The following is a 23,803-nucleotide window of genomic DNA, read 5'->3' as shown; positions in this document are numbered from 1 at the left end:
CACCCTCATCGCACCGTTCGTTCGCCTGACGGCGGACACGGGGAGGCTGAGGGTGTTTTCTATACTTATGAAGTTTAGGGGGATCTTGCATGTTTAAAGTGTTGGTATCGGACCCGATCAGCGATCTGGGCATCTCTCTTCTGGTGGAGGCGTCCGACATCTCCATCGACAAGAAAACGGGGCTGTCCGAAGACGAGCTCGTCGCGATCATCGGCGAATACGACGCCCTTCTCGTACGCAGCCAGACCCGCGTCACCGATCGCATCATGACCGCCGGCAAGCAGCTGAAGGTGATCGGACGCGCCGGCGTCGGCGTCGACAACATCGATCTGGAAGCTGCCACCAAGCGCGGGATCGTCGTCATCAACGCTCCGGACGGCAACACGATCACGACTTGCGAGCATACCTTCGCGATGATGATGGCGCTCGCCCGCCACATTCCGCAAGCTTACCTGAAGACCGTCGGCGGCGAATGGGACCGCAAGTCGTTCGTCGGCGTCGAGCTGCGCAACAAGGTTCTGGGCGTGCTCGGCATGGGCCGGATCGGCAGCGAAGTGGCCGCCCGCGCCAAGGCGTTCGGCATGACGGTGCTCGGCTACGACCCGTTCCTGACGGAAGAGCGCGCGGAGAAGCTCGGCGTCCGCCTCGCCTCCGTCGACGACGTCGTGCGCGAAGCCGACTTCATCACCGTGCATACCCCGCTCACGCCGGAGACCCGCCACATGATCGGCAAGGAGCAGTTCTCCCGGATCAAGAAGGGCGTGCGCATCGTGAACTGCGCTCGCGGCGGCATCATCGACGAGCAGGCTCTCGTCGAAGCGATCGACGCCGGCATCGTCGCCGGAGCCGCGTTCGACGTATTCGAGGAAGAGCCGCCGAAGCCGGACCATCCGTTCCTGAAGCATCCGAAGATCATCGTCACCCCTCACCTCGGCGCCTCGACCGTCGAAGCGCAGGAGAACGTAGCGATCGACGTCTCGGAGCAGCTCCTGCACATTCTGCGCGGAGAGCCTTACAAGAACGCGGTGAACATGCCTCCGGTCCCGGCCGACGTCCTGTCCAAGCTGGAGCCGTACTTCACGCTCGGACGGAAGCTGGGCAGCTTCGCGGCGCAATCCGCCGAAGGAGCGGTCAAGGAGATCGTCGTCGGCTACTCCGGCGAGCTTGCGGACGTCGACACGCAGCCGCTGACCCGCTACGTGGTGCAAGGCGTCCTGTCCCACCACCTCGGTTCGGATCAAGTCAACGCCGTTAACGCGATGCACCTGGCGAAGACTCGCGGGGTCAATATCGTCGTCAACAAGTCCCAGGCGAGCAAGGGCTTCACGAACCTCGTCTCCGTCACGCTGCGCACCGGCAAGGAGGAGCGCACCGTCGCTGGCGCCCTGCTCAACGGGTTCGGCGAACGCATCACGCAGATCGACCAATATCCGGTGGACGTCTCGCCGGAAGGCCACATCCTGCTGATCTCCCACCACGACAAGCCGGGCATCATCGGCCGCGTCGGCACGTGCCTCGGCTCGAACGACGTCAACATCGCCACGATGCAGGTCGGCCGGAAGCTCGCCGGCGGAGCGGCGATCATGGTCCTCGGCGTCGACAAGGCGGTTCCGAAGGAAGTGCTGTCCCAAGTGGCCGCCCTGACGGATCTCGTCAGCGCCAAGGAGATCCAATTGGTATAATCTTGACGGAATCGCGTCATGGAACACGAAGAACCGGCCGACGGCCGGTTCTTTTTGCTTCGTCTAGGCAGGCAGCCGCTCCGACTTGCGAAGCAGCCCGACGATGACGAATTGCAGCGCCGACGTCGCGACGAGCACGACCGGAAGCGAAGAAGCCTCCGGGTTCTCGGCGAAGCGGATGAGGGTGAAGATCGAGATGACGCGCCCCACGTTCAGGAACAGCTCCCGAACGACCACGGACTCGATGCGGAATTGCCCTTTTAACGGGAGATCGTCCATCAGTCGGTAATAATAGAAGGTCAGCGAGTTGACGGTAAGCGGATTCAGGAACGAGAACGCGATCATGAAGACGAGCACCGACCACAGCCGGATCTCGACGAGCAGCGCGCAAGCCGCGGCGGTGATCAGCAAGACGGATACGAGTACGTCCCTGCGAACGGAGCGTTCTCCCCTCCGTCTGGAGATAAGGAAGCCCATCGAGATCGTGAGCAGCGAGAAGAACACCGTCAGCAGGCCGACCCATCTCTCGCTGCCGACCGTCTGATACAGCAGAATGTTCGGCAGGAACAGCATAATGCCTTGGAACACGCCGAGCATCAGGAAGCTGATCAAGGAGAGCAGCCAGATGCGGTTGCGTCTCATGATCGGCGTCGCGAACTTCAAATAATACGTCCGGTGATGCGAGCTCTTCCTCTTGATCTGCGTGCTGGATACCGCGGATACCAGGAACATGAAGCAGGCGACGCCGAACATGACGATATAGCCTTGCAGCCCCTTGAACAGGCCGATCAAGTAGCCCGCCAGAGCCGGCCCGGCGAGCCCGGCCGAGTTGAACACGATCATGTTGACGCCGAGGTACCTCCCTCGGCTTCTCGCATCGGTCACGTCGTACATGAGCACGAGGTAGCCTATCCAATAGAGGCCGAGCGCGAGCCCGTTGCAGGTGGCGAACAACGGGTAATAATCCGCGACGCTGTCCCGGGCGAAAATAACGACCAAATAAAAGGCCGCGATCAGAACGATGCCGACCCGGTACGTCACCATTCGGTCCATCCTCTTCGCGATCCACCCTCCCAGAGCGAACGCGATCGGAGTCATTGCGTAGACGATGATATTGAATACCCCGTTAATCCATAAATCCCCGGTCAAGCGCCATAAGTATAAGTTCAGGAACAACCCCGACATGGACGCCCCGAATTGGAAGCATCCGTGAATGAACAGCGACACGCACGCTTCCCGGCTCAAGCCGAGAGCCCCCGTCAAACGTTCGGCCGTTCGATGTAAGCGATTACCCCAGTTCACGCGGCGTTCCCCCTCATCGCGTTAGCCCTCGGCCTTGGGCCGAGGGCGTCGATCCCGATGTTCCTCTGCGATAATCGATTCGTCTTCTATTCGATATCAGCGTCTGCCGTTCACGGGAAGCAAAATCGTGAACTTCGTTCCGCTTCCCGCTTCGCTGGCGGCCGAGATTTTGCCCCCGTGCGCCTCCACCAGGTTCTTGACGATCGCGAGCCCCAGCCCCGTTCCCCCGCTGTGGTCGCGCTTGCGCGCCTTGTCGGCCTTGTAGAACCTCTCGAAGATGTACGGCAAATCTTCTTGCGGTATGCCCTGGCCCTCGTCCTCCACCGTCAGCCTGATCTCGTCTCCCCGCGAGCCGCCGATTCTCTCCGCGGTCATCCGGATAGAAGCTCCCGCCGGCGTGTGGCGGATGGCGTTGTCCAGCAGATTCGTCAAGACCTGCTCCAGACGGTCGCCGTCCGCCGCCGCGAGAACGAGATCGTCCCGGTCCTCCGACTTGGTCAGCGAGATGCCTCTCTCCTTCGTCAGGGCGGAGAACTTCCGGAATACCCGGCCGAGCAGCGCGTTCACGTCGAGCTCCTGGTAGTTCATCTCCAGGTGGCCGGCCTCCATGCGGGCCAGATCGAGCAGATCTCGGACGAGACGGCCCATCCGCAGCGATTCGTCGTGAATGACCTGCACGAGCTCCTTGCGCTCTTCCGGCGACGCCGCGATATCGTCCATAAGCGCCTCGCTGTATCCCTGCACCATCGACAGCGGCGTCCGGATCTCGTGCGACACGTTCGCTACGAAATCTTTACGCAGCTTCTCCACGCGGAATTCCTCGGTGACGTCCCGCAGCACCGCGACCGCCCCCCGGATGCCGTCCGACGACACGAGCGGAGTCATGACGACGGAGTACACCTCGCTCTGCACGTGAATCTTGTTCGTCCATTCCCTTCCGCTGCGGATCACGGTCCGGTACGTGTCGAGCAGCGGTCCCGGCACTTCGCCCCTGCGCTCGGCGTCCGAGTCGCTCCAGTCGACCGAATTCCACTCCTCGAGCAGGTTCTTGCCCTGAGGGTTGGTCAGAATGACGCCGCCTTCCTTGTTGAACGAGATGACCGCGTCCGTCATGCTCCGCAGGACGCTGCTCAGATGGTCGCGTTCATGCTCCAAGGCGCGGATGAGCGTGTCGATCTCCGATCCCATTGCGTTGAACGTGTTCGCCAGCTCGCCGATCTCGTCCGACGAGCGGATGGCGACGCGCGCCGTGTAATCGCCCTGCGCGATCTGGTCCGCCGCTTCCTTCATCTCGCGGAGCGGCTGCGTGATCTTGGTCAGCAGGAAAAAAGCGAAAAAGGTTGTCAGCAAAAAGCCGACAGCCCCCGAATAAACGAATAGATGCTTGATCTTGCCCGCATCGACGAACGTCAGATCGATGTAATTGAGCAAGAAGAGCCCGATGGTCGAGATGACGACGGCGACGAGTCCGATGATCGTCAGCCACAGCTTGCCGACTACGCTTCTCCAGATCGCCATACGCTTACTTCGCCACCTCGAGCTTGTAGCCGACGCCCCAGACGGTCGTGATCATCGACGCCGCCTCGACGGACACCCGGTTCAGCTTCTCCCGGAGCCGCTTGACGTGGGTGTCCACCGTGCGGAGATCGCCGAAGAAGTCGTAGTTCCAGACGTCCTTCAGCAAGTCTTCGCGCGAGAACACCTTGTCGGGGGAGCTCGCCAGATAGTGCAGCAGCTCGTATTCCTTCGGCGTCAGATTGACCTCCTGGCCCCCGGCCGTCACGCGGTGCGCGTCGTGCTCGATGACCAGATGCGGGAACACGATATTGTTGCTCGTCGCCAGGTCCTTGGACAGGAAGGCGGTCGCCGACGAACGGCGAAGGATCGCCTTGATCCGGAAGATGACCTCGCGCGGGCTGAACGGCTTGACGACGTAATCGTCCGCGCCGACCTCGAAGCCCTGCACGCGGTTGACCTCTTCGCCCTTGGCGGTGAGCATGACGACGGGAGTCGCCTTGCTCTGGCGAAGGCGCGTGCACACCTCGATGCCGTCCATTCCCGGCAGCATCAGGTCGAGGACGATCAGGTCGAAGTCGGTCTGCAGCGCCTTGCGCAGCGCGGTCTCCCCGTCTTCCGCTTCCTCGATGACGTAGCCTTCCTTCTCCAGATACATGCGGAGCAGACGACGGATTCGCTCCTCGTCGTCGACGACCAAGATCCGGTTGCCCACTTCGTTCATTTCGACCGACTCCTTCGTATAAGGCTGCTGGTTGGTACAAGATCACTCGCTATCCGCACGCGCTGCTTAGACGCCGGCGTAGGAATGCAGACCGGCGATCACCAGGTTGACGCCGATCAGCGTGAACAGAACGACGATGAAGCCGATAACCGCGAGCCAGGCGGAACGCGTCCCCTGCCAGCCGCGGGATAGGCGAAGGTGCAGATAAGCGCTGTAGAAGAGCCAGGTGATGAGCGCCCACACTTCCTTCGGGTCCCAGCCCCAGAAGCGCGACCAGGCGATTTGCGCCCAGATCATCGCGAAGATCAGCGCTCCCAGCGTGAACACCGGGAACCCGATGGCGATCGCGCGATAGCTGATCTCGTCCAGGTCTTCCGGGTCGATGCCGTCCAGGTACGGATGAATCTTCGCCGCCAGCGGCTTGCGAAGGACGAGCCGGATCAGGCCGTACAGAATGAGGCCGGAGATGATCGACCAGATGACCGTGTTGAGCTTGCGGCCCGCGTTGACGCCGTTCATCCAGGACGGAGCTTCGAACAGCGGCTTGTCGACGCCGAGGAACGAGTCCATGGACAGCGTCTCGCTGTTGTAGGGCTTCACGATCGGAGGCAGCCCGTATTCGACCTTCGCCACCGTGGACACCTCGTTGCCCTGCTGGTCGATGCGGAACTGCTCCTGCCGGAACTCGGCATGGTAGCCTCCCGCCCGGAAGCCGAACACCGATACGAGGAAGCCGACGACGATAATGATGAAGAACAGCACGCCTTCGACCCAGCGCTGCTGGCGCTTGCCGGCCTTGTCCGTGCGGGAGAAGTCGACGACCCGGAGCAGCTGGACGAGCGCGGCGGCGAAGCCGACCGCGAAGAACGCTTCGCCCGTAGCCGCCGTCGTAACGTGCACCTTGAGCCAGATCGAGTTGAGCGCCGGGATCAGAGGCTGCACCTCGGACGGGAAGACGGACGCGTAGGCGATGATGATAACGACGAGCGGCGTCGCGAAGGCGCCGACGAGCGGATTCTTGTAGATCAGGTTGACGACGATGAACGCGAACATGATGGCCATGCCGAGGAAGGTCATGAACTCGTACATGTTGCTCGTCGGAATGTGCCCTCCGCCCTTCCAGCGCGTGAAGAAGAAGGTCAGATGCGCGATCCAGCCCAGAATGGCGAGGGCGAACGCGATCCGCCCCCAGCGCTTCGTATGGGCTTCCGGGTCGCGGTTGCTCCAGCGGCGGCCGGCGACGGCGACGGCGTAACCGATGAACGAGAAGCAATAGAGGAAAAAGGCGACGATAAACGCGTTGCTGCTAGTATGGAGCCAAGAATTCAACGTGTATTCCTCCTGTTATCCAACGCCTTGGGATCGACCTGGATACCGGTCTTGCCCAGCGCGGCGGCCACTTCGGCCCGAATGCCGTACGTATTCTTGTTCGTATGGGCGCCCAGCGAGAGCTTCCCGTCGTCGATCCGCAGCCAGATGCGGCGGTGCTGCCAGTAGAAGCCCATGACGAGACCGATCATCGAGATGGCCGCGCCGACCCAGATGTACGGCATCGCGCGGTCGACGCGCACGTTCAGATAAGTCGTGTATTGCGAGAACTTGACGTTCTCCATCTTCCCGACCTGGAAGGAGAACCTTCCGGAATTGTTGCCGCTCTTCTGGAAGCTGGCGTTGATCTGCTGCTGAAGCGTCTTGTCTTCGGCGGTCGGCAGCGGGAAGTAGATATAGATCTCTCCGTCTTCGGGCAGGCCGGGGCCCGTCACGATGAAGACGAACGCGGGATTGTTCGGATCGCGCGACTTCGTCATCGGCCGATTCTGCTCGTCCATGCCAAAATCGGGGAAAACGTCGCTTAATTTCAGCGTATAAGGCCCGGCCTTATAAGTCAATGGCGGATTGTTCATCGGCAGGTCGAACGGACCGTACGATTGTCCGGTCTGCGAATCGACGAGCATCGGACGGACCGAGATCAGGCGAATCCGTTCCTCGTAATTGTATTGGTATAATTTCAACCCTTTATAAGAGAGCGGGCTGTTGACATGAATGTCGTGCTTCTCGACTTCGGTCAGCACCGGGTCCTTCACCGGATCGTCGCAATATTGCGTGCAAGCGTACAGGACCGCCTTCGTCTCGTACAGCTTCGCCCGGTTCGTTCCCTTCAGCCCTTCGGGAAGCTCCTCGTCCTTGTAGAACTCGACGGTGAACTTCTCGTTCTTCACGTAATAGTTCGTGTTCGGAATCGGCTTCGTCTGCCCTTCGTCGATGGACACGTACTGGTCCATGTGCCAGGCGGGCACTCCGCGGCCGAGGACGGCGAGCAGGAAGACGATCAGCCCGATATGGTTGATGTACGGCCCCCAGCGGCTGAACCGGTTCTTCTCGGCCAGCAGCGCGGTGCCGTCGCGCCAGACGCGGTAGCGCTTGCGCTTCAGCTGCTGCTCGAAGGCCGCGGTCCATGCTTCCGGGTCCTGCTCCAGCGTTCCGCTGTAGACCGTCTGCTGACGGTTGATGAACGTCAGGTGCTTGCGCACCTGCTGCTTCGACAGCGCCTTGTACAGCGGCAGCACCCGGTCGAGGCTGCAGATGACGAGCGACGTTCCGATCATGACGAGCAGCCCGACGAACCACCACGACTCGTACGTGCGGGAGAAGCCGAGCGTTTGATAGATCTGTCCCCACGTCCCGTACGTGTCCTTATAGTACTGGGCGGGATCGTCGAGGTTGATGAACGTGTTCTCCTGCGGATAGATCGTGCCGATGGCGGCGCCTATGAGCGTGATGACGATCAAATAGACGGCGATCTTCACCGACGAGAAGAAGTTCCAGACCCGGTCGATCAGATCCGGGTTGGCCTTCTGCGAGCGTCTGGCGGCGCCGTCGTATCTCATCTCGAGCGGACTGTCGAGAGGCAGGTCCTCCACGAGCGGCTTGCCGCACGATTCGCAGAGGACCGTCCCCGTCGGATTCTGGTGTCCGCATTCGCATTTGGTGTTCTGAAACAACCGACACAGCCTCCTAATTTAAAGCGAACGTTCGCGCTGGACGCGTTACTACTGTTGGAACAGCTTCCGGATCCGCGAGTCGATGTCTTCCTCGCTCATCGGTCCCCCGACGACGACGTCCTGAATGACCCCGTCCGCCGAGATGAAGTACGTCGTCGGGTATTCCTTCAGGCCGTACAGCTTCTCCGTCTTCTTGTTCCTGTCGAGCAGGATCGGGAAGTACGCCCCGACTCCCGAAGCGAATCTCTGCACCGTGATCCGGTCCTCGCTCAGGTTGATGCCGACCAGCTGGAGCCCCTGGTCCTTCCATTTGTCGTATTCGGCCTGCAGAGCAGGCATCTCGTTGCGGCAAGGCGGACAGAACGTCCCCCAGAAATTGAGCACGAGAGGCTTGCCCCGGTACGACTCCAACGAATGCGTCTCGCCCTGCAGATCGGCCAGAACGAACGACGGGGCCTCGCTTCCGGCCTTCAGCACTTCCTTCGAGTGGAAGAACGAGCGGCCGATCGCGTATCCGCCGATCAGGATGACGAACGCCAGAATGACGTATTGAATGGGTTTGCGGTAACGCTTCACGTTATCACCACCGTACGATTGGGCTGACGGATCCGCCCCGGAATGGGAATCGTAACCGTTTTACTCGATTATAACGAAAATACCGGGGCCAGGGACGACCGTCCCGACCTCCGGTTTTGAACATTGTGTGACTTCAATCACGATCCGGCGCAGATTCGGCCGCCGCACGAAGCGCGAGCAGCTCTTCCTTGGTCAGCTTGCGGTACTTGCCCCTCTGCAGGTTGTCCAGCGTAATGCCGCCGAACGCGATCCGCTTCAGCCGGATGACCGGATGATGGATCGCTTCGAACATACGGCGCACCTGCCGGTTGCGGCCCTCGCGGATCGTAATCGAGATCGTCGCCTGCTTGTTGTCGGGATCGACGTCGTGGTATTCGACCTCGGCGGGAGCGGTCATGCCGTCCTCCAGCTTGATGCCCTTGGCCAGCTTGGCCAGCGCGTCGCCGTGCGGAATCCGCTCGACGGTCGCCAGGTACGTCTTCGGCACGTGGTGCTTCGGGTGGGTCAGCTTATGCGCCAGGTCTCCGTCGTTGGTCAGGAGCAGCAGCCCCTCCGTATCGTAATCCAGCCGTCCGACGGGGTACACCCGCTCCTTGACGTCCTTCAGGTAGTCCGCGACGATCGAGCGCCCCTTCGGATCGCTCAAGCTCGTAATGACGCCCTTGGGCTTGTTGAAAATCAGGTAAACCTTCGATTCGTTCTTGATCTTCCTGCCGTTCACCGCGATGACGTCGACGAAGGGATCGGCCTTCGCGCCGAGTTCCGTCACGACCTTGTCGTTGACCGTCACCTTGCCGGCCGTGATCAGCTCTTCGCACTTGCGCCGCGATGCGACGCCGGCGTTCGCGAGAATCTTCTGCAGACGTTCCAATGACATTCACCTCAACACCCATCATACCTTGCGGACGGGCTTAAAACAACAGCCAGCAGGCCGCCGCCGCGGCGAAGAAGCCGACGGCGTCGGAGAACAGGCCGACCTTCAGGGCGTAGCGGGTTTTGCGGATGCCGATCGCGCCGAAGTAGACGGTCAGCACGTAGAGGGTCGTGTCGGTGCTTCCTTGAATCGTGGAGGCGATCCGGGCGATCATCGAGTCCGGACCGTGCGTCTTGATCAGATCGGTGACGTAGGCGAGGGAGCCGGAGCCGCTGATCGGCCGCAGCAGGCCGAGCGGCAGCACTTCGCCCGGGATGCCGATCCGCTCGAACAACGGGCGGACGAGGCCGAGCATCGCGTCCATCGCCCCGGAGGCGCGGAACATGCCGATGGCGGTCATCATCCCGACAAGATGCGGGATGATGCTCACCGCCGTCTGGAAGCCGTCCTTCGCCCCGTCGATGAACGTCTCGTAGACGGGCACTTTGCGGAACGCCGCGTAGAGCGGGATAAGCACGATCATGATCGGAATGGACCAGGCCGACAAGGCATGAAGAAAGGAGACCACGGTTCAGCCTCCTTTCGTCTCGGTCGCGGATGGAATCATAAGAGGGGGCGGGCCGCTGCGGTATCGGTACCAGCGGTCGGCGAGGATGGCCGCGCCGGTCGAGACGATCGTCGCGAGCAGCGTCGAAGCGACGATGTCGGTCGGGTGCTGCGACCCGAAATTCATTCGGATCGCGATCAAGGTGGTCGGCACGAGCGTGATGCTGGCCGTATTGAGCGCGAGCAGCGTGCACATGGCCGGGGTGGCGGTGTTCGGGTCGGGGTTCAGCTTCTGCAGCTCCTGCATCGCGCGGATGCCCATCGGCGTCGCCGCGTTGCCGAGCCCGAGCAGGTTGGCGCTCATGTTGGAGAGGATGTAGCCGAACGCGGGGTGATCCCGCGGAACGTCCGGGAACAGCCAGCGGACGGCCGGAGCGACCGCCCGGGCCAGCTTGGCCACGAGCCCGGACGCTTCGGCGATCCGCATAAGCCCGAGCCAGAACACGAGAATGCTGATCAAGCCGATGCAGACCGTTACGCCGGTCTGGGCGCCGGAGAACGCGGCTTCGGTCACCTGCTGCACCCGCCCGTTCGCGGCGGCATAGACGACGCTGAACAGAATCATGCCGAGCCAGATCCAGTTCACCATCGCGATCGCCTCCTTTGTTCACCTATGCCTTCATTCGCCGGCCGCCGCCGGCGGTTCGGCGGGTATCGCCTTCAAGCCCACCGCGCCGATGTCCTTGCCGTTCAGCCGGAAGATCATCTTGCCTCGGTAGCCGAATCGGTACTCGACGCTCGACGGGTCGAGCGGGGCGAGCTTCGATTCCAGCTTGTCCCGCTCGCCGGCGGCGAACGGGTACCGGAAGTCGCCGAGCGACGCGAACGGGTAACCGGAGACCGGGTCCCCCTTGGCGACGACGCGCTGAAGCGGATAACGGGCGAAGCCGTAATCGAGCATCCTCCGGTGGTCGGCCCAGTCGTCGCGGTCGTTCAGCGTGACGGCGACGAGCTGCTGCCCGCCGCGAGTGGCGGAGGTGACGAGGCACCGCAGCGCCAGCTTCGTATACCCCGTCTTCACTCCGTCGGCACCGTCGTACATGAAGAGCATCTTGTTTTTGTTCACCCATTTATAATCCCATTGCTCGTGCGGGTTCGGAGCGGTCCTCACCTTCGTCCTCACGATGGCGCGGAACGCTTCGTTATGCAGCGCGTACGCCGTCAGCGCGGCGAGGTCGTTGGCCGACGAGTAATGTCCCGGCTGGTCGAGACCGTGCGGGTTGGCGAAATGGCTGTGCGACAGCCCGAGCTCCTCGGCTTTGCGGTTCATCAGGTACACGAAGCCGTCGAGCGAGCCGCCGACGTGCTCCGCGATCGCTTCGGCGGCGTCGTTGCCGGAACGCAGCATAAGCCCGTACAGCAAGTTCTCCAGCTTGATCTTCTCCCCCGCCTTCAAATACAGCGAGGAGCCCTCCTTGCCCGCGGCCCGCCGGCTGACGGTGACGGTATCGCCCAGCTTGCCGTGCTCGATCGCGACGATCGCCGTCATGATCTTCGTCAGGCTGGCGATTCGCATCTCCTTGTCGCCGTTGCGGCTGTAGAGCACCCGGCCCGACGTCACGTCGACCAGGGAAGCCGCTTGGGCATGCGTTCCGGGGCCGTCGGTTCCTTGACCGGGCTTGGCCGATGCGGCCGAAGGCCAAGCGGTCCACGCGATGGCCGGTAGGAGGGCCAGCAGAGCCGATTTTCGGAGAAGCGGCCCTAACCTGCCGATTCGTCCGCCGGCGCGAAGGCATGTTCGGGTACGGTTGCGGGTTCGGATACGGGTCATTCGTGAATTCGTCCTCCTTGGTTGCGAAGAGCCGCCGCTGCTTAAGGATCTCTACCTTCAATTTATGTAGGCGTGTCCCAAATGATTCAACAAAAAAACCGGCCTTGCGGCCGGAGCGGAGTCGGCGGACCCCGCGCGCGTTACATGAGGCTGCTGTTGTTGGAAGAACGGATCGCGATCTGTTCGCTTGCGGTCTCGCTTCCGTTGCGCTGGAACAGCGATTGGATCTTGTCCACCCACTGGGGAGCCGAATCGATCAGCCGTTCGAACAGATGGGTCTGGTTGTCGAGGGGGACGACCTTGACGCCCTGCGTGCCGACGACCAAGAAGGCGATCGGAGTGATCGAGACCCCGCCGCCGCTTCCTCCGCCGAACGGCATTTGGACCGACGCGTTGTGCGCGTTCTTGCCGTTCTCGCCGCCGTGCGCTCCTCCGGCGTTCGAATGGCCGTGGGCTCCCGCGTCGTCCATTCCCATAAATTCGCTGCCGCCCGCCGCGAAGCCGAAGCCGACCTTGGAGATCGGCATGATGACGCTGCCGTCGGGGGTTTGAACCGGCTCGCCGACGATCGTGTTGACGTCGACCATTTCCTTGATGTTTTCCATGGCAGTCTGCATTAGGCCTTGAATCGGATGCTCGGACATTGTGGAATCCTCCTTTCTCCCGTTAGCTTGCCTGTCCGCCGGCGATTCTATTCGGGCCTCGGGCTCTCCCCTCATGCGCGATCGGGCTGCGCCGCCCACCTTCTCATCGCCTTCAGCGTCTTGCCGAGCTTCAGCGCCCTCGTGCCCAGCCGCATGCCGCAGAGCAAGGCCGTGCCCATGCTCATGCGGAAGTCCGCTTCCCAGACGAGGGTGAATTCTTCCCCGGAATAGACCGGCTTCACGCTGCCGTGCGGATGGGTCCGCAGCGTCGTGAATTGTCCCGTCGCCGCGACGGCGCAGCCGAGAACGCTCCAGAACAGCCCGGACACGACGCCCGTCAGCGCCGCGTCTCCCGTTCCGACCGTCACGTCCATCCTCCACCGGGTGCACTCCAGCTTGCGCAGCGTCCGCCGCGTCCACCGCTTGAATTCTCCCGCCGACGTCACGAGGTCCTCCATGACGCCCCGGTAGCGGACGATCGTCCTCCAGGACAAGCGGCGCTTCTTCTGGGCTCGTCCGCCGAACGTCCCCGCTTCCGTCCGGTACTTCTGGTTATAGACGATGTCCCAGCCCCGAATCGCGATCGAGGGGACGATCGTATGCATCCGGACGAGGCCGAACAGCGCCCGCACGACGATGACGAGCTGATCGAGCCGGCCGCTTCGCGAATAGCGGACCCGGATGCGGATCGAGGACAGCAGCGCCGCCGTCACGAGCGCCGCCGCCGCCGCGGCGGCCAATGTCCATAACCATACAAAAGCCATACTTCCCCCGCCTTTCGATGGGGATAGTATGGCCTTCTCCTCGCGAATTTCATTCGGTTGCCAACGCTTCATTCCGCTTCCAGCGCTCTCAGGTCGTCGAGCGACAGCTGTCGCCCTTCGATTCTCTCGAACAGCAGCTTCGTGCGCTCCTCCAGCTCGTCCTCCGATTCGCTGACGACCGGATCCGGCAGCTGGTCGATGCCGGCGAGGCCGAAGTAATCGAGGAACGACTTCGTCGTCCCGTACAGGATCGGCCGTCCGAGGGCGTCCGCCCGTCCGACCTCCTCGATCAGATCCTTCGCGACCAGCGTATGGATCGCCCGGTCGGCCTTGACGCCGCGGATCTCTTCGATCTCGATCCGCGTGATCGGCTGCCGGTAGGCGATAATCGACAGCGTCTCGAGCGCCGCCTGGGACAAAGAAGAGCGCGCCGGCGAATAGGCGAGCTTCTCGAAGTAGGGAGCGTGCTCGGGAGCGGTCGTCAGCCGGAAGCCGCCCGCCACCTCGGCGACGCGGACTCCCCGGCCGTCGCGGGCCAGGTCGCTCTGAAGATCCCGCAGCACGTCCCGCACGACGTCGACGTCCATCTCGACGACTTCGGCGATCGCCTTGGCGCTCAAGCCATCCTCGCCCGAGACGAACAGCAGGCCTTCAAGAATCGATTTCAATCTCGAATAGTCCATCCTCCGCCACCTCCTTCCCCGTCCAGGACAGCACGATCTCGTCGAACAAATGATTCTGGTAGCACGCGATCCAGCGCCGCTTCATCAGCTCGAGGATGGCCAGGAACGTGACGACGACTTCCTGCCGGTCCATCCGCTCCCCGATCAAGGAGGAGAACAGCACCTTGCTCTCCCCTTCCGCCGCCTTCGTCTTAAGCGCGTCCATGATGTCGCGGATGCGGTCCTTGATCGAGATCTCGTCCCGTTGAATGGCCGAGATGCGGTTGCGTCCGGCCACGCGCCGCAGCACTTTGCGGAAGGCGCGGACGAGATCGTCCACGTGAAGGCCTTCGACCGGGTTCCGGGGAACGTCCGGCACGAACGGCGCCAGGTCGGCGGGATCCCGCGTGAACACGAGGCTTCGCTCGTATTCCTGCTCCCTCAGCTGGCTCGCGATCGCCTTGTACTTCCGGTACTCGATCAGCTTGCGGATCAGCTCCTCGCGCGGATCGAGATCCTCGTCCTCGTCGACGGTCACCCAGGGCTCGTCCGTCACCGGAGGCTTCGGCAGCAGCATTCGGCTCTTCATGGCGAGCAGCGTCGCCGCCATGACGAGGAACTCGCTCGTCACGTCGAGCTCCAGCTCCTGCATCGCGTCCAGGTATTCGATATATTGGTCCGTAATCTCGCTGATCGAGATATCCTGGATGTCGATCTCCGCTTTGTCGATCAAGTGAAGCAGCAGATCCAGCGGTCCCTCGAACGTCTCCAGCTTGTAAAGAACCGTCATGGCCGAATGTCACCTTCCCCTTGCCTTGCGCTGCGCGGCGCTTCCTTGACGCCGATCGCTCTCCGCCGACGTCTTATTCGGATCCTTCCGCCTATGGCCGAAGGTATCCCGTCAAGACGACGGCCGATCCGGCGCTCAGCCCTTCAGCGCGTTCGTCAGGTTCGCCATCTCGATGGCGGTGGCGGCCGCTTCCCAGCCCTTGTTGCCGGCCTTGGTGCCGGCGCGCTCGACGGCTTGCTCGATGCTGTCCGTCGTCAGAACGCCGAAGATCGTCGGCACGCCGGTCTTCAGCGAGATAGCGGCCACGCCCTTCGCCACTTCGTTGCAGACGTAGTCGAAGTGGGGGGTGGAGCCGCGAATGACGGCGCCGAGCGTGACGACCGCGTCGTACTTGCCGCTCTCCGCCATCTTCTGCGCGATGAGCGGAATCTCGAAGGCGCCCGGAACCCAGGCGACTTCGACTTCATGCTCTTCGGCGCCGTGGCGCTTGAACGCGTCGAGCGCTCCCGAGAGCAGTCGGGAAGAGATGAATTCGTTGAACCTTCCGACGACGACTCCGTATTTCAACCCTTGCGAGACGAGATTGCCTTCGTAAACCACTGCCATATTCGATCATCCTCTCAATAATGTTAGCCCAATCGGGGTTCGTTCTGTTCGATAGCCGGAACGGCAGCGGCCGGTTCCTGGTCGTCCCGGAACGACAGCAGGTGGCCGAGCTTCGCTTGCTTGGTGTGCAGATACCGGCTGTTGTCCTCGTTCTCGACCATCTGCAGCGGCACCCTCTCGGCCACGCTGAGGCCGTATCCTTCCAAGCCCTTGATCTTGCGAGGGTTGTTCGTGAGCAGCCGGATGCTGCGGACGCCGAGATCCTTCAGAATCTGCGCGCCGATGCCGTAATCCCTCAGATCGGGAGCGAACCCGAGCTTCAGATTCGCGTCGACGGTGTCGAGACCCTGCTCCTGCAGCTGATAAGCGCGGAGCTTGTTGATCAGGCCGATGCCCCGTCCTTCCTGCCGCATATACAATAACACGCCGCTGCCCTCTTCGTCGATCCGTCTTAAGGCCGCTTCGAGCTGCGGACCGCAATCGCACCGGTGCGAATGGAACACGTCGCCGGTCAGGCATTCGGAATGAACCCGCACGAGCACGGGCTTCGAGCTGTCGATCGTCCCCTTCACGAAGGCGACGTGCTCCTTGGAATCGACCGCGTTCGTGTACCCGATCGCCCGGAATTCCCCGAAGTCGGTCGGCATGCGCACTTCCACTTCGCGCTTGACGAGCTTCTCCTTCTCGTTCCGGTACCGGATCAGCTCCTGGATCGTGATGAGCCGAAGACCGTGTTCCTTGGTAAAATGAACGAGATCGGGCAGCCGCGCCATCGTTCCGTCTTCCTTGATGATCTCGCAGATGACGGCCGCGGGCGTGGAGCCGCACAGACGGGCGAGGTCGACCGCCGCTTCGGTGTGCCCGGCCCGCCGCAGCACGCCGCCGTCCTTGGCGATCAGCGGGAACATGTGCCCCGGGCGCCGGAAGTCCGACGGACCCGCGTTCGGGTCGATCAAGCCGCGAACCGTATCCGCCCGCTCATGGGCGGAGATGCCGGTCGAAGTCGACACGTGGTCGACCGAGACGGTGAAGGCGGTGCCGTGATAATCCGTATTGTGATTGACCATCGGCGGAAGGTCAAGCTGCTCCGCGCGCTCCTGCGTGATCGGCACGCAGACGAGCCCTCTGCCCTGCGTGATCATGAAGTTGATGATATCGGGCGTCGCCTGCTCCGCGAGCACGATCAGGTCGCCTTCGTTCTCGCGGTCCTCGTCGTCCACGACGACGATCGCCTTGCCTTGCTTGAGATCCGCGATCGCGTCTTCGATCGTGTCGAACACGAACGGAACCTCGCCGTTGTTGACCGTTGCGTCGTTCATGCCGTCGTCCTCCTTCTATGTTAAAATCCGTAGTCTCTAAGCAGCTCTTCCGTCAAGCCGCCTCGGCCCCTCGCAGGCGCCGCTTCGGAAGCTCCGCGCCCCCGCTGGCTCAGCAAGTGGTCGACGTACTTGCCCAGAATGTCGCATTCGACGTTGACCGTATCTCCCGCTTGCTTATATTGCAAGGCGGTCTCCTTGAGCGTGTGGGGAATGATGGACACCGTCAGCGTTCCCGCTTCCCGGTCGACGACCGCGACTGTCAGGCTGATGCCGTCCAGCGTGATCGAGCCTTGGGAGACGACGTGACGCAGCAGCCCCTCGTCGTGCGGCTTGATCGTGAAGACGACCGCGTTCGCTTCCGCCGAACGGCCGACGATGACGCCCGTTCCGTCGACATGGCCCTGCACGATATGGCCTCCGAACCTGCCGCCGGCCATCATCGCCCTCTCCAGGTTGACCGGGCTGCCCGGCTTCAACTCGCTCAGGTTCGTGTGCCGGAACGTCTGCGGCATCACGTCGACGGAGAACGAGCCTCCGTCGAAGGCGATGACGGTGAGGCACACCCCGTTGACCGAGATGCTGTCGCCCAGCTTGACGTCCTCGAGCACCTTCGAGCCGGAGAGCGTCAGCACCATCGCTTCGCCCCTTCGCTGCGCCCTGCGCAGGACGCCGATCTCTTCGATGAGTCCCGTGAACATGACCCGACTCTCCTTCCTAGCCGATTCCAATGCCATGATTAACGCCTCGCCGGATATCCGGTCACGCACCAGTCGTCGCCGAAGCGCTCGATCTCGACGTTCTCGATCCGAAGCGCGTCCCCCATCGACTCGGGGCTTGCGAACCCGAAGGCCGAAGGCGCGTCCGCGCCGGCTATCTTCGGCGCGTAGAACAGCATCAGCTTGTCGACGAGCCCCGCTTCCATCAGCGCGCCGTTCAGCCCGCCTCCTCCTTCGACCAGCACGGAGGCGATCTCCCGCTTGCCGAGCTCCGCCACGGCGGCCGCCAGGTCGACCCGCGGCCCGTCGCCGCATACGATCACTTCCGCGCCGGCGCCGCGCAGCGCTTCGACCCGCTCGGCGGAAGCCCGCGCCGCCGTCAGCACCCAGGTCGGCGCCTCCGCGTTCAGCACGCGGGCCGTAACCGGAATCCGGAGCGTCGAATCGACGACGATCCGGACCGGGTTCAGTCCCGGGACGGACAGCCTCGTCGTCAGCTCGGGATCGTCGGCCAGCACCGTGTCCGCGCCGACCATGATCGCGTTGTTCCGGTGGCGAAGCGTGTGGACCGCTTCGCGGGCGTCCGGGCCCGTGATCCACTTGCTATGCCCCGTCCGGGTCGCGATCTTGCCGTCCAGCGTGACGGCCGTCTTGATCGTGACGAAGGGGAGCCCCGTCACGATGTACTTGTTGAACGCTTCGTTCAGCTTGCGCGATTCTTCGCCGAGCAATCCGACGTCCACCGCGATTCCGGCTTCGCGCAGCCGCTCGATGCCCCGGCCCGCGACGACGGGGTTCGGGTCCGTCGTCGCCACGACGACCCGCGCCACGCCTTCGCGGATGAGCCGTTCGCAGCAGGGCGGCGTCCGCCCGTGATGGCTGCAAGGCTCGAGCGTCACGTACGCGGTCGCTCCCCGGGCGTTGTCGCCCGCCATGTTGAGCGCGTGCACTTCCGCATGCCCTTCGCCGCGCTTCAGGTGAGCCCCGATGCCGACGACCCTTCCGTCCTTCGCCACGACGCAGCCGACCATCGGGTTGATCCCCGTCTGTCCGGCCGCTCCCGCCGCGGCGTTCAAGGCCAGGCGCATGTAAAATTCGTCATTGATCCGATCCACGCCGCACCTCTCCCTACGCAAAAATAACCCCCGGGATTCCCCCGGGGGCTCTGGTCACACAGCGTCAAATAGACCTCATCTCCGCGTCGATAGGGACGCCGAACGAGAAATACAGGTCGGAGCCCGTACTTCAACTCGCCTAGACTGCAGCGATCCGTTCCGCAATCACTTGTGAAAAAAGGAACTTAGCATCCCCGTTCACGAGAGCATGCGGAATCGATCGGCGCCAGCCGGCGTCGGCAGCCATATGGACGCGGCACGGCCGCGCTGCGCTCCCTTCTCCCATCCAGACTGTTACTGTCGGTCCCGGATTCGCACCGGGTCCACCGCATCACGCCCACCGGTTGACCGGTAGGTGCAATGACGGGTCACGGACTGACGGCGTACCGGACGCGGCCTCTTCGTCAGAGGCTCGCGGCTCCCGGCCGCCGATCACCGCCGGTGAGGAATTGCACCTCGCCCCGAAGGTAAGTCGCTGATTCAATGCTATTCGAAATCACCGTTAGGCGGGCGGCAAAACCCGGCAACTAACGTTGATTGGAATGGTACCACTCCAAATTGAAAAATGCAAGGCATTTTTCATTCTGTGTTCCGGCGGCTTTGTCCATGGATAGCTTCGAAACCGGGCGGGATGCGCCGTTCCCGCGAAATCGCGCGTCCCCTTCTTCCGGACGAGCGAGAACGATTTGGAAGGTCGGCGGGCTCGCTCCCGCTCCTACCCGATATGATCGGTTTACGGATTTGCCGGCCTACCGGTTCGGCCTTTGCAGTCGCAAGAGGCAGCTAAAAAAAGCCTGCGAGAGACGCCTCCCGGCGCCCTCGCAAGCTTCTCCTCCCGCCTTCGCCTCAGCCGACTTCGCTGACGCGGATCGATTCCATCTTGTCGCGGCCGCGGAAGTTGTCCACGTGCTCCATGCCGGAGACGACCTTGCCGAAGACGGTGTGTACGCCGTCCAGGTGCGGCTGCGGCTGGTACACGATGTAGAACTGGCTGCCGCCCGTGTTCGGGCCGCGATGCGCCATCGCGAGGGCTCCGCGCTCGTGCTTGTTCGGGTTGATCTCGCAGTCGATCTCGTAGCCCGGTCCGCCCGTGCCGTTGCCGTTCGGGCAGCCGCCTTGGGCGACGAAGCCCGGAATGACGCGGTGGAACACGACGCCGTCGTAGAAGCCGGAATTCGCCAGCTTCTCGAAGTTCGCCACCGTGTTGGGAGCGTCCTTCTCGAACAGATCGAGAACGACCTCGTTGCCGTCTTCCATCTTGATAACCGCTTGTTTAGCCATATCGATTCATCCTCTCTTATTTCGCGACCGCTTGCTTGCGAAGACGCTCCGGAATGATGTCGTTGCCGACGATGTTCTCGTACGTCTCGCGCGCGACGACCAGATCTGCGCGTCCGTCCTTGACGAACACGACGGCCGGACGGCGAATGCGGTTGTAGTTGCTCGCCATGGCATAATTGTACGCGCCCGTGCAGAATACCGCAAGCAGGTCGTCCTTGCGCGCTTCCGGAAGCTTCAGGTCCCAGATGAGCATGTCGCCGCTCTCGCAGCACTTGCCGGCGATGGAGACGACTTCGCTCGGCTCGTCGTTCGCGCGGTTGGCGAGGATCGCCTCGTACTTGGATTCGTACAGGGCCGGACGGGGGTTGTCCGTCATGCCTCCGTCGACGGCGATATACTTGCGCACGCCCGGAATGTCTTTGCTCGAGCCGATCGTGTACAGCGTCGTGCCGGCATCGCCGACCATGCTGCGGCCCGGCTCGATCCAGATCTCCGGCAGCGGATAGTCCGCGGCGGTGAACTCGCTGATGATGGCGTCCGTGATCGCCTTGACGTACGTGCCGAGCGGCAGCGGAGTGTCGCCTTCGACGTAGCGGATGCCGAAGCCGCCGCCCAGGTTGATGACGGGGAACGTCACGTTAAGCTTGGAGCGGACGTCGATGGAGAACGCGGCGACCTTCTCGACCGCCATGCGGAAGCCATCGACCTCGAAGATCTGGGAGCCGATGTGGGAGTGAACGCCCAGCAGCTTCAGCTGAGGCTGCTTCAGCGCTTCTTCGACCGCCTTGAACGCCGTGCCGTTGCCGACGTCGAAGCCGAACTTCGAATCCTGCTGGCCCGTCGAGATGTAATCGTGCGTATGCGCTTCGACGCCCGGCGTGACGCGCAGCAGAATGTTGACGGTCTTGCCGTGCTCGGCCGCGATCGCGTTCAGCAGCGACAGCTCCATGAAGTTGTCCACGACGAAGCAGCCGATGTTCGCGTTCAACGCCATCTCGATCTCTTCCGGCGTCTTGTTGTTGCCGTGGAAGTGGATCCGCTCCGGCGGGAAGCCCGCCTGCAGGGCCGTGTACAGCTCGCCGTCCGAGACGACGTCGAGGCTCATGCCTTCTTCTTCGGCGAGGCGGCACATCGCCATGACGCAGAACGCCTTGGAGGCGTACGCCACCTGGAAGCGGAGCCCCGTCTCGCGGAACGCTTCCATATACTCGCGCGCGCGCTGGCGGACGAGCGCTTCGTCCACGATATACAGCGGAGTCCCGAACTCCTTGGCCAGATCGGTGACGTCGCATCCTCCGATCTCCAGATGACCCTTGGCGTTGATACGGCTCGTTCCATGCAAATACATCGCTATTTCCCCTTTGACATGTAAGATTCGGACTCGGGTCGCACACCGACGCGATACATCCGTTGAAGTTTGCACTATAACCCGAGTATAGCCGAAACCGTCCGCTTGGGAAATGGAGAATTTACCGGAACATTTGCATTCCTGCCCCGCGGCAAACGCCCGGACTATCCGACCGGCTGCTTGCGGTTGCGCTTCGTCCGGTAGATGGACGGCCTCGTCTTGTTCTCCGGCAGCGGCCGGCGGAAGGCGACCGCGAACAGCGCCTTCGCGTTGAACGGAAGAAGCGGCCACATGTACGGAGCGTTGAACGAGCGGACGAGCACGAGCGCGATGAAAATGACGGTGGCGCAAATGACGAATCCCATCACTTGGAACAGGTAGGTCGCGAGCAGCAGCGCGAGCCTCACGATCCGGTTCGCCAGGCCGAGCTCGTAGCTCGGCGTCGCGAACATGCCGATCGCCGACACGGCCATGTATAGAATGACCTCGTTCACGAAGAGCCCCGTCTTGACCGCGATGTCCCCGACGAGGATGGCCGATACCAGGGACATCGCGGTGACGAGCGGCGACGGCGTATGGACGGCCGCGAGCCGCATCAGATCGACGCCGATCTCGACGAGCAGGAACTGGACGATCAGGGGCAGCTGGCCGGTCTTGTCGGCGCCGAGGAACCAGAGCCAATGCGGGCGCAGATACGCGTTCTGCGCGAACAGGTACCATAGCGGCAGCAGATAGATCGACGACAGAATGCCGAAGAAGCGCACCCAGCGCAGGTAAGTGCCGATGAACGGGCTCTGGCGGTTCTCCTCCGCGTGCTGGATCAGATCGAAGTAGGTCGTCGGCAGCAGCATGACGCTAGGCGACGTATCGACGATCACGGTGACGCTGCCGTCGAGCAGATGCGAGGCGACGACGTCGGGCCGCTCCGAATACCGCACGAGCGGGAACGGATTCCAGTTCGTCTTGACGGTCATCTCCTCGAGCTGCTTGTCCGCGAGCGGAATGCCGTCGATGTTGACCGCCTGGATCTTGTCGCGCAGCGATTCGATCAGCTTCGGATCGGCGATGTCCTCGATGTAGCCGATCGCCACGTCGGTCTGCGTCCGCTTGCCGACCTTCAGAATCTCGAAGCGAAGGCGCGGATCGCGGATCCGCCGGCGCACGAGGGCGACGTTGACGAGCAGCGTCTCGGTGAAGCCGTCCTTGCTGCCGCGGACGACCTTCTCGAGCACCGGCTCGTCGGGCGTGCGGGCCGGGTACTGCTTCGCGTCGATGAGGAGCACTTCCGAATCGCCGTCCACGTACAGCGCCGTGTTGCCGATCAGCATCTCCTCGATCATTTTCGACCGGGAACGGGTTCTCGTCACTTGAATGGCGGGCACGTAGAGGAGCAAATACGATTCGAGCGCGTCCCGATCGACTTCGGATTCCGGATCCAGGTAGGAGAGGCGCTTGAGAATCTCCGTCAGGGCGGAATCCTTGGCGAACGTGCTGAGGAACAGCAGCCCGGTCCGCCGTCCGCCGAACGTCATCTGGCGCACCTGCACGTCGAAGCTCGCCTCGTAGCCGGCGAATTCGCGCAATTGATCCAGCCATTCCTCGAAGCGAGGCTCGATGCGGTCGTCCGGTTCCGCTTCTTCGCCTCGTCCTTGGCTGGCTCCCGAAGCCGCTCCCGCTTCGCGGTTCTTCTCGCCTTCCCGGCCGCGCTCGGACTCCTGCCCCCGTCCCGATTCCAGGCTTCGCTCATCGTGCGCTCCCGAATCTCGGCCGGCCTCGCGCGTCTCGGCGCTTCGCATGTCATGACGCTTCTCTCTCGCCTCGAAGCTGTCGTCGCGCCGTTGCTCCCGAGGTTCGAAGCTGCTGTCGTCGCGCCGCTCCTCCCGAGACTCGAAGCTTCGGCTTCCGCCATGGCGCTCCCGTCCGTCCCGGATGAACTCCTCGACCGGCTTCGGCCGGATCATCCCCGGCGCCTCCTCCCGGCCGCCGCGCGGTTCGTCCCCGGGGCCCGGGCCGGCAGGGGGCCGTTCCAGCCGCAGATCCATGCTGCCGTGTTCGTTCGTCTCCATCCGCTTCATCTCCTTCTCCGTAGATGACTTCGATTATTTCGGCTGCAAGATGAGCCAGTCGACGAGCGAGCCGGCTACTTTGCCGAGCACCATCGCGAGCAGAAGCGCGAACAGGTACTCCTTCAGCTTCAGCCGCTTCGTCAGAATCGGAATGACATTCAACACTTCGGTCAGCGCCGCCGCGAGCATGCCGACGAACACCCCCTGGAAGACGGACGGCACCAGCAGGACGGCGAGGGGCAGCGGCAGCACCCAATCGAAAAAATCCGCGCAACTCCAATACAACGCCCCCATAAGCAGAGCCGATTCGAACCACCCGGAGCGGCGATGGCCCCGAGTCAGCTGCACGAGGCGCGGGATCAGGTCGAGCACGATCAAGAGGGCCACGAACGCGCTGCCGACTGCGAAGCCCCCCGCCAGGCCGACGACGGCCAGCAGAA

Annotated in this window: 23 protein-coding genes and 1 riboswitch; of the genes, 1 reads left to right on the top strand and 22 read right to left on the bottom strand. The window is 62.7% G+C overall.

All coding sequences use genetic code 11. From position 1 onward, the window contains the following. Nucleotides 1-89 precede the first annotated feature (89 nt). Nucleotides 90-1,682, top strand: coding sequence for a phosphoglycerate dehydrogenase (serA, locus tag H7B90_RS01835; RefSeq protein WP_185134163.1), 1,593 nt, complete (start codon nt 90-92; stop codon nt 1,680-1,682). A 63-nt stretch (nt 1,683-1,745) separates the two neighbouring features. On the opposite strand, the gene H7B90_RS01830 is transcribed toward serA, so the two are convergent. The 22 genes from H7B90_RS01830 to H7B90_RS01725 form a co-directional block, all read right to left on the bottom strand. Then, complete coding sequence (locus tag H7B90_RS01830; protein WP_311772668.1) at nt 1,746-2,984, bottom strand: MFS transporter; 1,239 nt, start codon at nt 2,982-2,984, stop codon at nt 1,746-1,748. A 96-nt stretch (nt 2,985-3,080) separates the two neighbouring features. After that, entirely contained in the window at nt 3,081-4,502 is a 1,422-nt protein-coding gene (locus H7B90_RS01825; RefSeq protein WP_185134162.1) for a HAMP domain-containing sensor histidine kinase, read from the bottom strand. A 4-nt stretch (nt 4,503-4,506) separates the two neighbouring features. Then, nucleotides 4,507-5,223, bottom strand: a complete 717-nt coding sequence (locus tag H7B90_RS01820) for a response regulator transcription factor (RefSeq protein WP_185134161.1) — start codon at nt 5,221-5,223, stop codon at nt 4,507-4,509. A 66-nt stretch (nt 5,224-5,289) separates the two neighbouring features. Further along, the gene (ccsA, locus tag H7B90_RS01815; protein ID WP_185134160.1) at nt 5,290-6,552 is read right to left on the bottom strand and encodes a cytochrome c biogenesis protein CcsA; all 1,263 of its coding nucleotides are present in this window, start codon (nt 6,550-6,552) and stop codon (nt 5,290-5,292) included. Beyond that, nucleotides 6,549-8,225: a cytochrome c biogenesis protein ResB gene (resB, locus tag H7B90_RS01810; protein WP_185134159.1), complete on the bottom strand. Its 1,677-nt coding sequence runs from the start codon at nt 8,223-8,225 to the stop codon at nt 6,549-6,551. Before resB ends, ccsA begins: the two co-directional genes overlap by 4 nt. 48 nt (nt 8,226-8,273) lie before the next feature. Further along, nucleotides 8,274-8,801: a redoxin domain-containing protein gene (locus H7B90_RS01805; protein WP_185134158.1), complete on the bottom strand. Its 528-nt coding sequence runs from the start codon at nt 8,799-8,801 to the stop codon at nt 8,274-8,276. Nucleotides 8,802-8,934: 133 nt separating this feature from the next. Further along, nucleotides 8,935-9,672 carry a pseudouridine synthase gene (locus H7B90_RS01800; protein ID WP_185134328.1) on the bottom strand — a complete coding sequence of 246 codons (738 nt, stop codon included), beginning with the start codon at nt 9,670-9,672 and terminating at the stop codon, nt 8,935-8,937. Nucleotides 9,673-9,712: 40 nt separating this feature from the next. Beyond that, entirely contained in the window at nt 9,713-10,198 is a 486-nt protein-coding gene (locus tag H7B90_RS01795; RefSeq protein WP_185134327.1) for a spore maturation protein, read from the bottom strand. 48 nt (nt 10,199-10,246) lie between these two features. Next, nucleotides 10,247-10,870: a nucleoside recognition domain-containing protein gene (locus H7B90_RS01790; RefSeq protein WP_185134157.1), complete on the bottom strand. Its 624-nt coding sequence runs from the start codon at nt 10,868-10,870 to the stop codon at nt 10,247-10,249. Between the two features lie 30 nt (nt 10,871-10,900). Continuing rightward, on the bottom strand, nt 10,901-12,052 hold the full coding sequence (locus H7B90_RS01785; protein ID WP_185134156.1) for a D-alanyl-D-alanine carboxypeptidase family protein: 1,152 nt from the start codon (nt 12,050-12,052) through the stop codon (nt 10,901-10,903). Nucleotides 12,053-12,192: 140 nt separating this feature from the next. Then, nucleotides 12,193-12,696, bottom strand: coding sequence for a GerW family sporulation protein (gene ytfJ / locus H7B90_RS01780; RefSeq protein WP_185134155.1), 504 nt, complete (start codon nt 12,694-12,696; stop codon nt 12,193-12,195). Nucleotides 12,697-12,767: 71 nt separating this feature from the next. Then, nucleotides 12,768-13,460 (bottom strand): DUF2953 domain-containing protein, encoded by a 693-nt coding sequence (locus H7B90_RS01775; RefSeq protein ID WP_185134154.1) that lies wholly within the window; start codon nt 13,458-13,460, stop codon nt 12,768-12,770. A 68-nt stretch (nt 13,461-13,528) separates the two neighbouring features. Next, nucleotides 13,529-14,143 carry an SMC-Scp complex subunit ScpB gene (gene scpB, locus H7B90_RS01770; protein WP_185134153.1) on the bottom strand — a complete coding sequence of 205 codons (615 nt, stop codon included), beginning with the start codon at nt 14,141-14,143 and terminating at the stop codon, nt 13,529-13,531. Further along, complete coding sequence (locus H7B90_RS01765; protein WP_185134152.1) at nt 14,112-14,912, bottom strand: segregation and condensation protein A; 801 nt, start codon at nt 14,910-14,912, stop codon at nt 14,112-14,114. Before H7B90_RS01765 ends, scpB begins: the two co-directional genes overlap by 32 nt. A 135-nt stretch (nt 14,913-15,047) precedes the next feature. Then, nucleotides 15,048-15,518 carry a 6,7-dimethyl-8-ribityllumazine synthase gene (ribH, locus tag H7B90_RS01760; RefSeq protein WP_185134151.1) on the bottom strand — a complete coding sequence of 157 codons (471 nt, stop codon included), beginning with the start codon at nt 15,516-15,518 and terminating at the stop codon, nt 15,048-15,050. Between the two features lie 23 nt (nt 15,519-15,541). Continuing rightward, the gene (locus H7B90_RS01755) at nt 15,542-16,837 is read right to left on the bottom strand and encodes a bifunctional 3,4-dihydroxy-2-butanone-4-phosphate synthase/GTP cyclohydrolase II (RefSeq protein ID WP_221481884.1); all 1,296 of its coding nucleotides are present in this window, start codon (nt 16,835-16,837) and stop codon (nt 15,542-15,544) included. 20 nt (nt 16,838-16,857) lie between these two features. Then, complete coding sequence (gene ribE, locus H7B90_RS01750) at nt 16,858-17,535, bottom strand: riboflavin synthase (RefSeq protein WP_185134150.1); 678 nt, start codon at nt 17,533-17,535, stop codon at nt 16,858-16,860. 38 nt (nt 17,536-17,573) lie between these two features. Beyond that, a complete protein-coding gene (ribD, locus tag H7B90_RS01745) occupies nt 17,574-18,668 on the bottom strand; it encodes a bifunctional diaminohydroxyphosphoribosylaminopyrimidine deaminase/5-amino-6-(5-phosphoribosylamino)uracil reductase RibD (protein WP_311772666.1) in 1,095 nt (364 codons plus the stop codon). Nucleotides 18,669-18,938: 270 nt separating this feature from the next. After that, nucleotides 18,939-19,141: riboswitch (FMN riboswitch) on the bottom strand. 373 nt (nt 19,142-19,514) lie between these two features. Continuing rightward, on the bottom strand, nt 19,515-19,949 hold the full coding sequence (locus H7B90_RS01740; RefSeq protein ID WP_185134149.1) for a peptidylprolyl isomerase: 435 nt from the start codon (nt 19,947-19,949) through the stop codon (nt 19,515-19,517). A gap of 16 nt (nt 19,950-19,965) precedes the next feature. Then, a complete protein-coding gene (gene lysA / locus H7B90_RS01735; protein WP_185134148.1) occupies nt 19,966-21,297 on the bottom strand; it encodes a diaminopimelate decarboxylase in 1,332 nt (443 codons plus the stop codon). A 164-nt stretch (nt 21,298-21,461) separates the two neighbouring features. Further along, nucleotides 21,462-23,093 carry a spore germination protein gene (locus H7B90_RS01730; RefSeq protein ID WP_185134324.1) on the bottom strand — a complete coding sequence of 544 codons (1,632 nt, stop codon included), beginning with the start codon at nt 23,091-23,093 and terminating at the stop codon, nt 21,462-21,464. A gap of 303 nt (nt 23,094-23,396) precedes the next feature. After that, complete coding sequence (locus H7B90_RS01725) at nt 23,397-23,801, bottom strand: stage V sporulation protein AB (protein WP_185134147.1); 405 nt, start codon at nt 23,799-23,801, stop codon at nt 23,397-23,399. Nucleotides 23,802-23,803: the final 2 nt, after the last annotated feature.

The organism is Cohnella xylanilytica (assembly GCF_014212175.1).
GTDB classification, from domain to species: Bacteria; Bacillota; Bacilli; order Paenibacillales; family Paenibacillaceae; genus Cohnella; species Cohnella xylanilytica.
The sequence above is the reverse complement of the archived record's forward strand: the minus strand, read 5'-3'. Positions and strand labels throughout refer to the sequence as shown.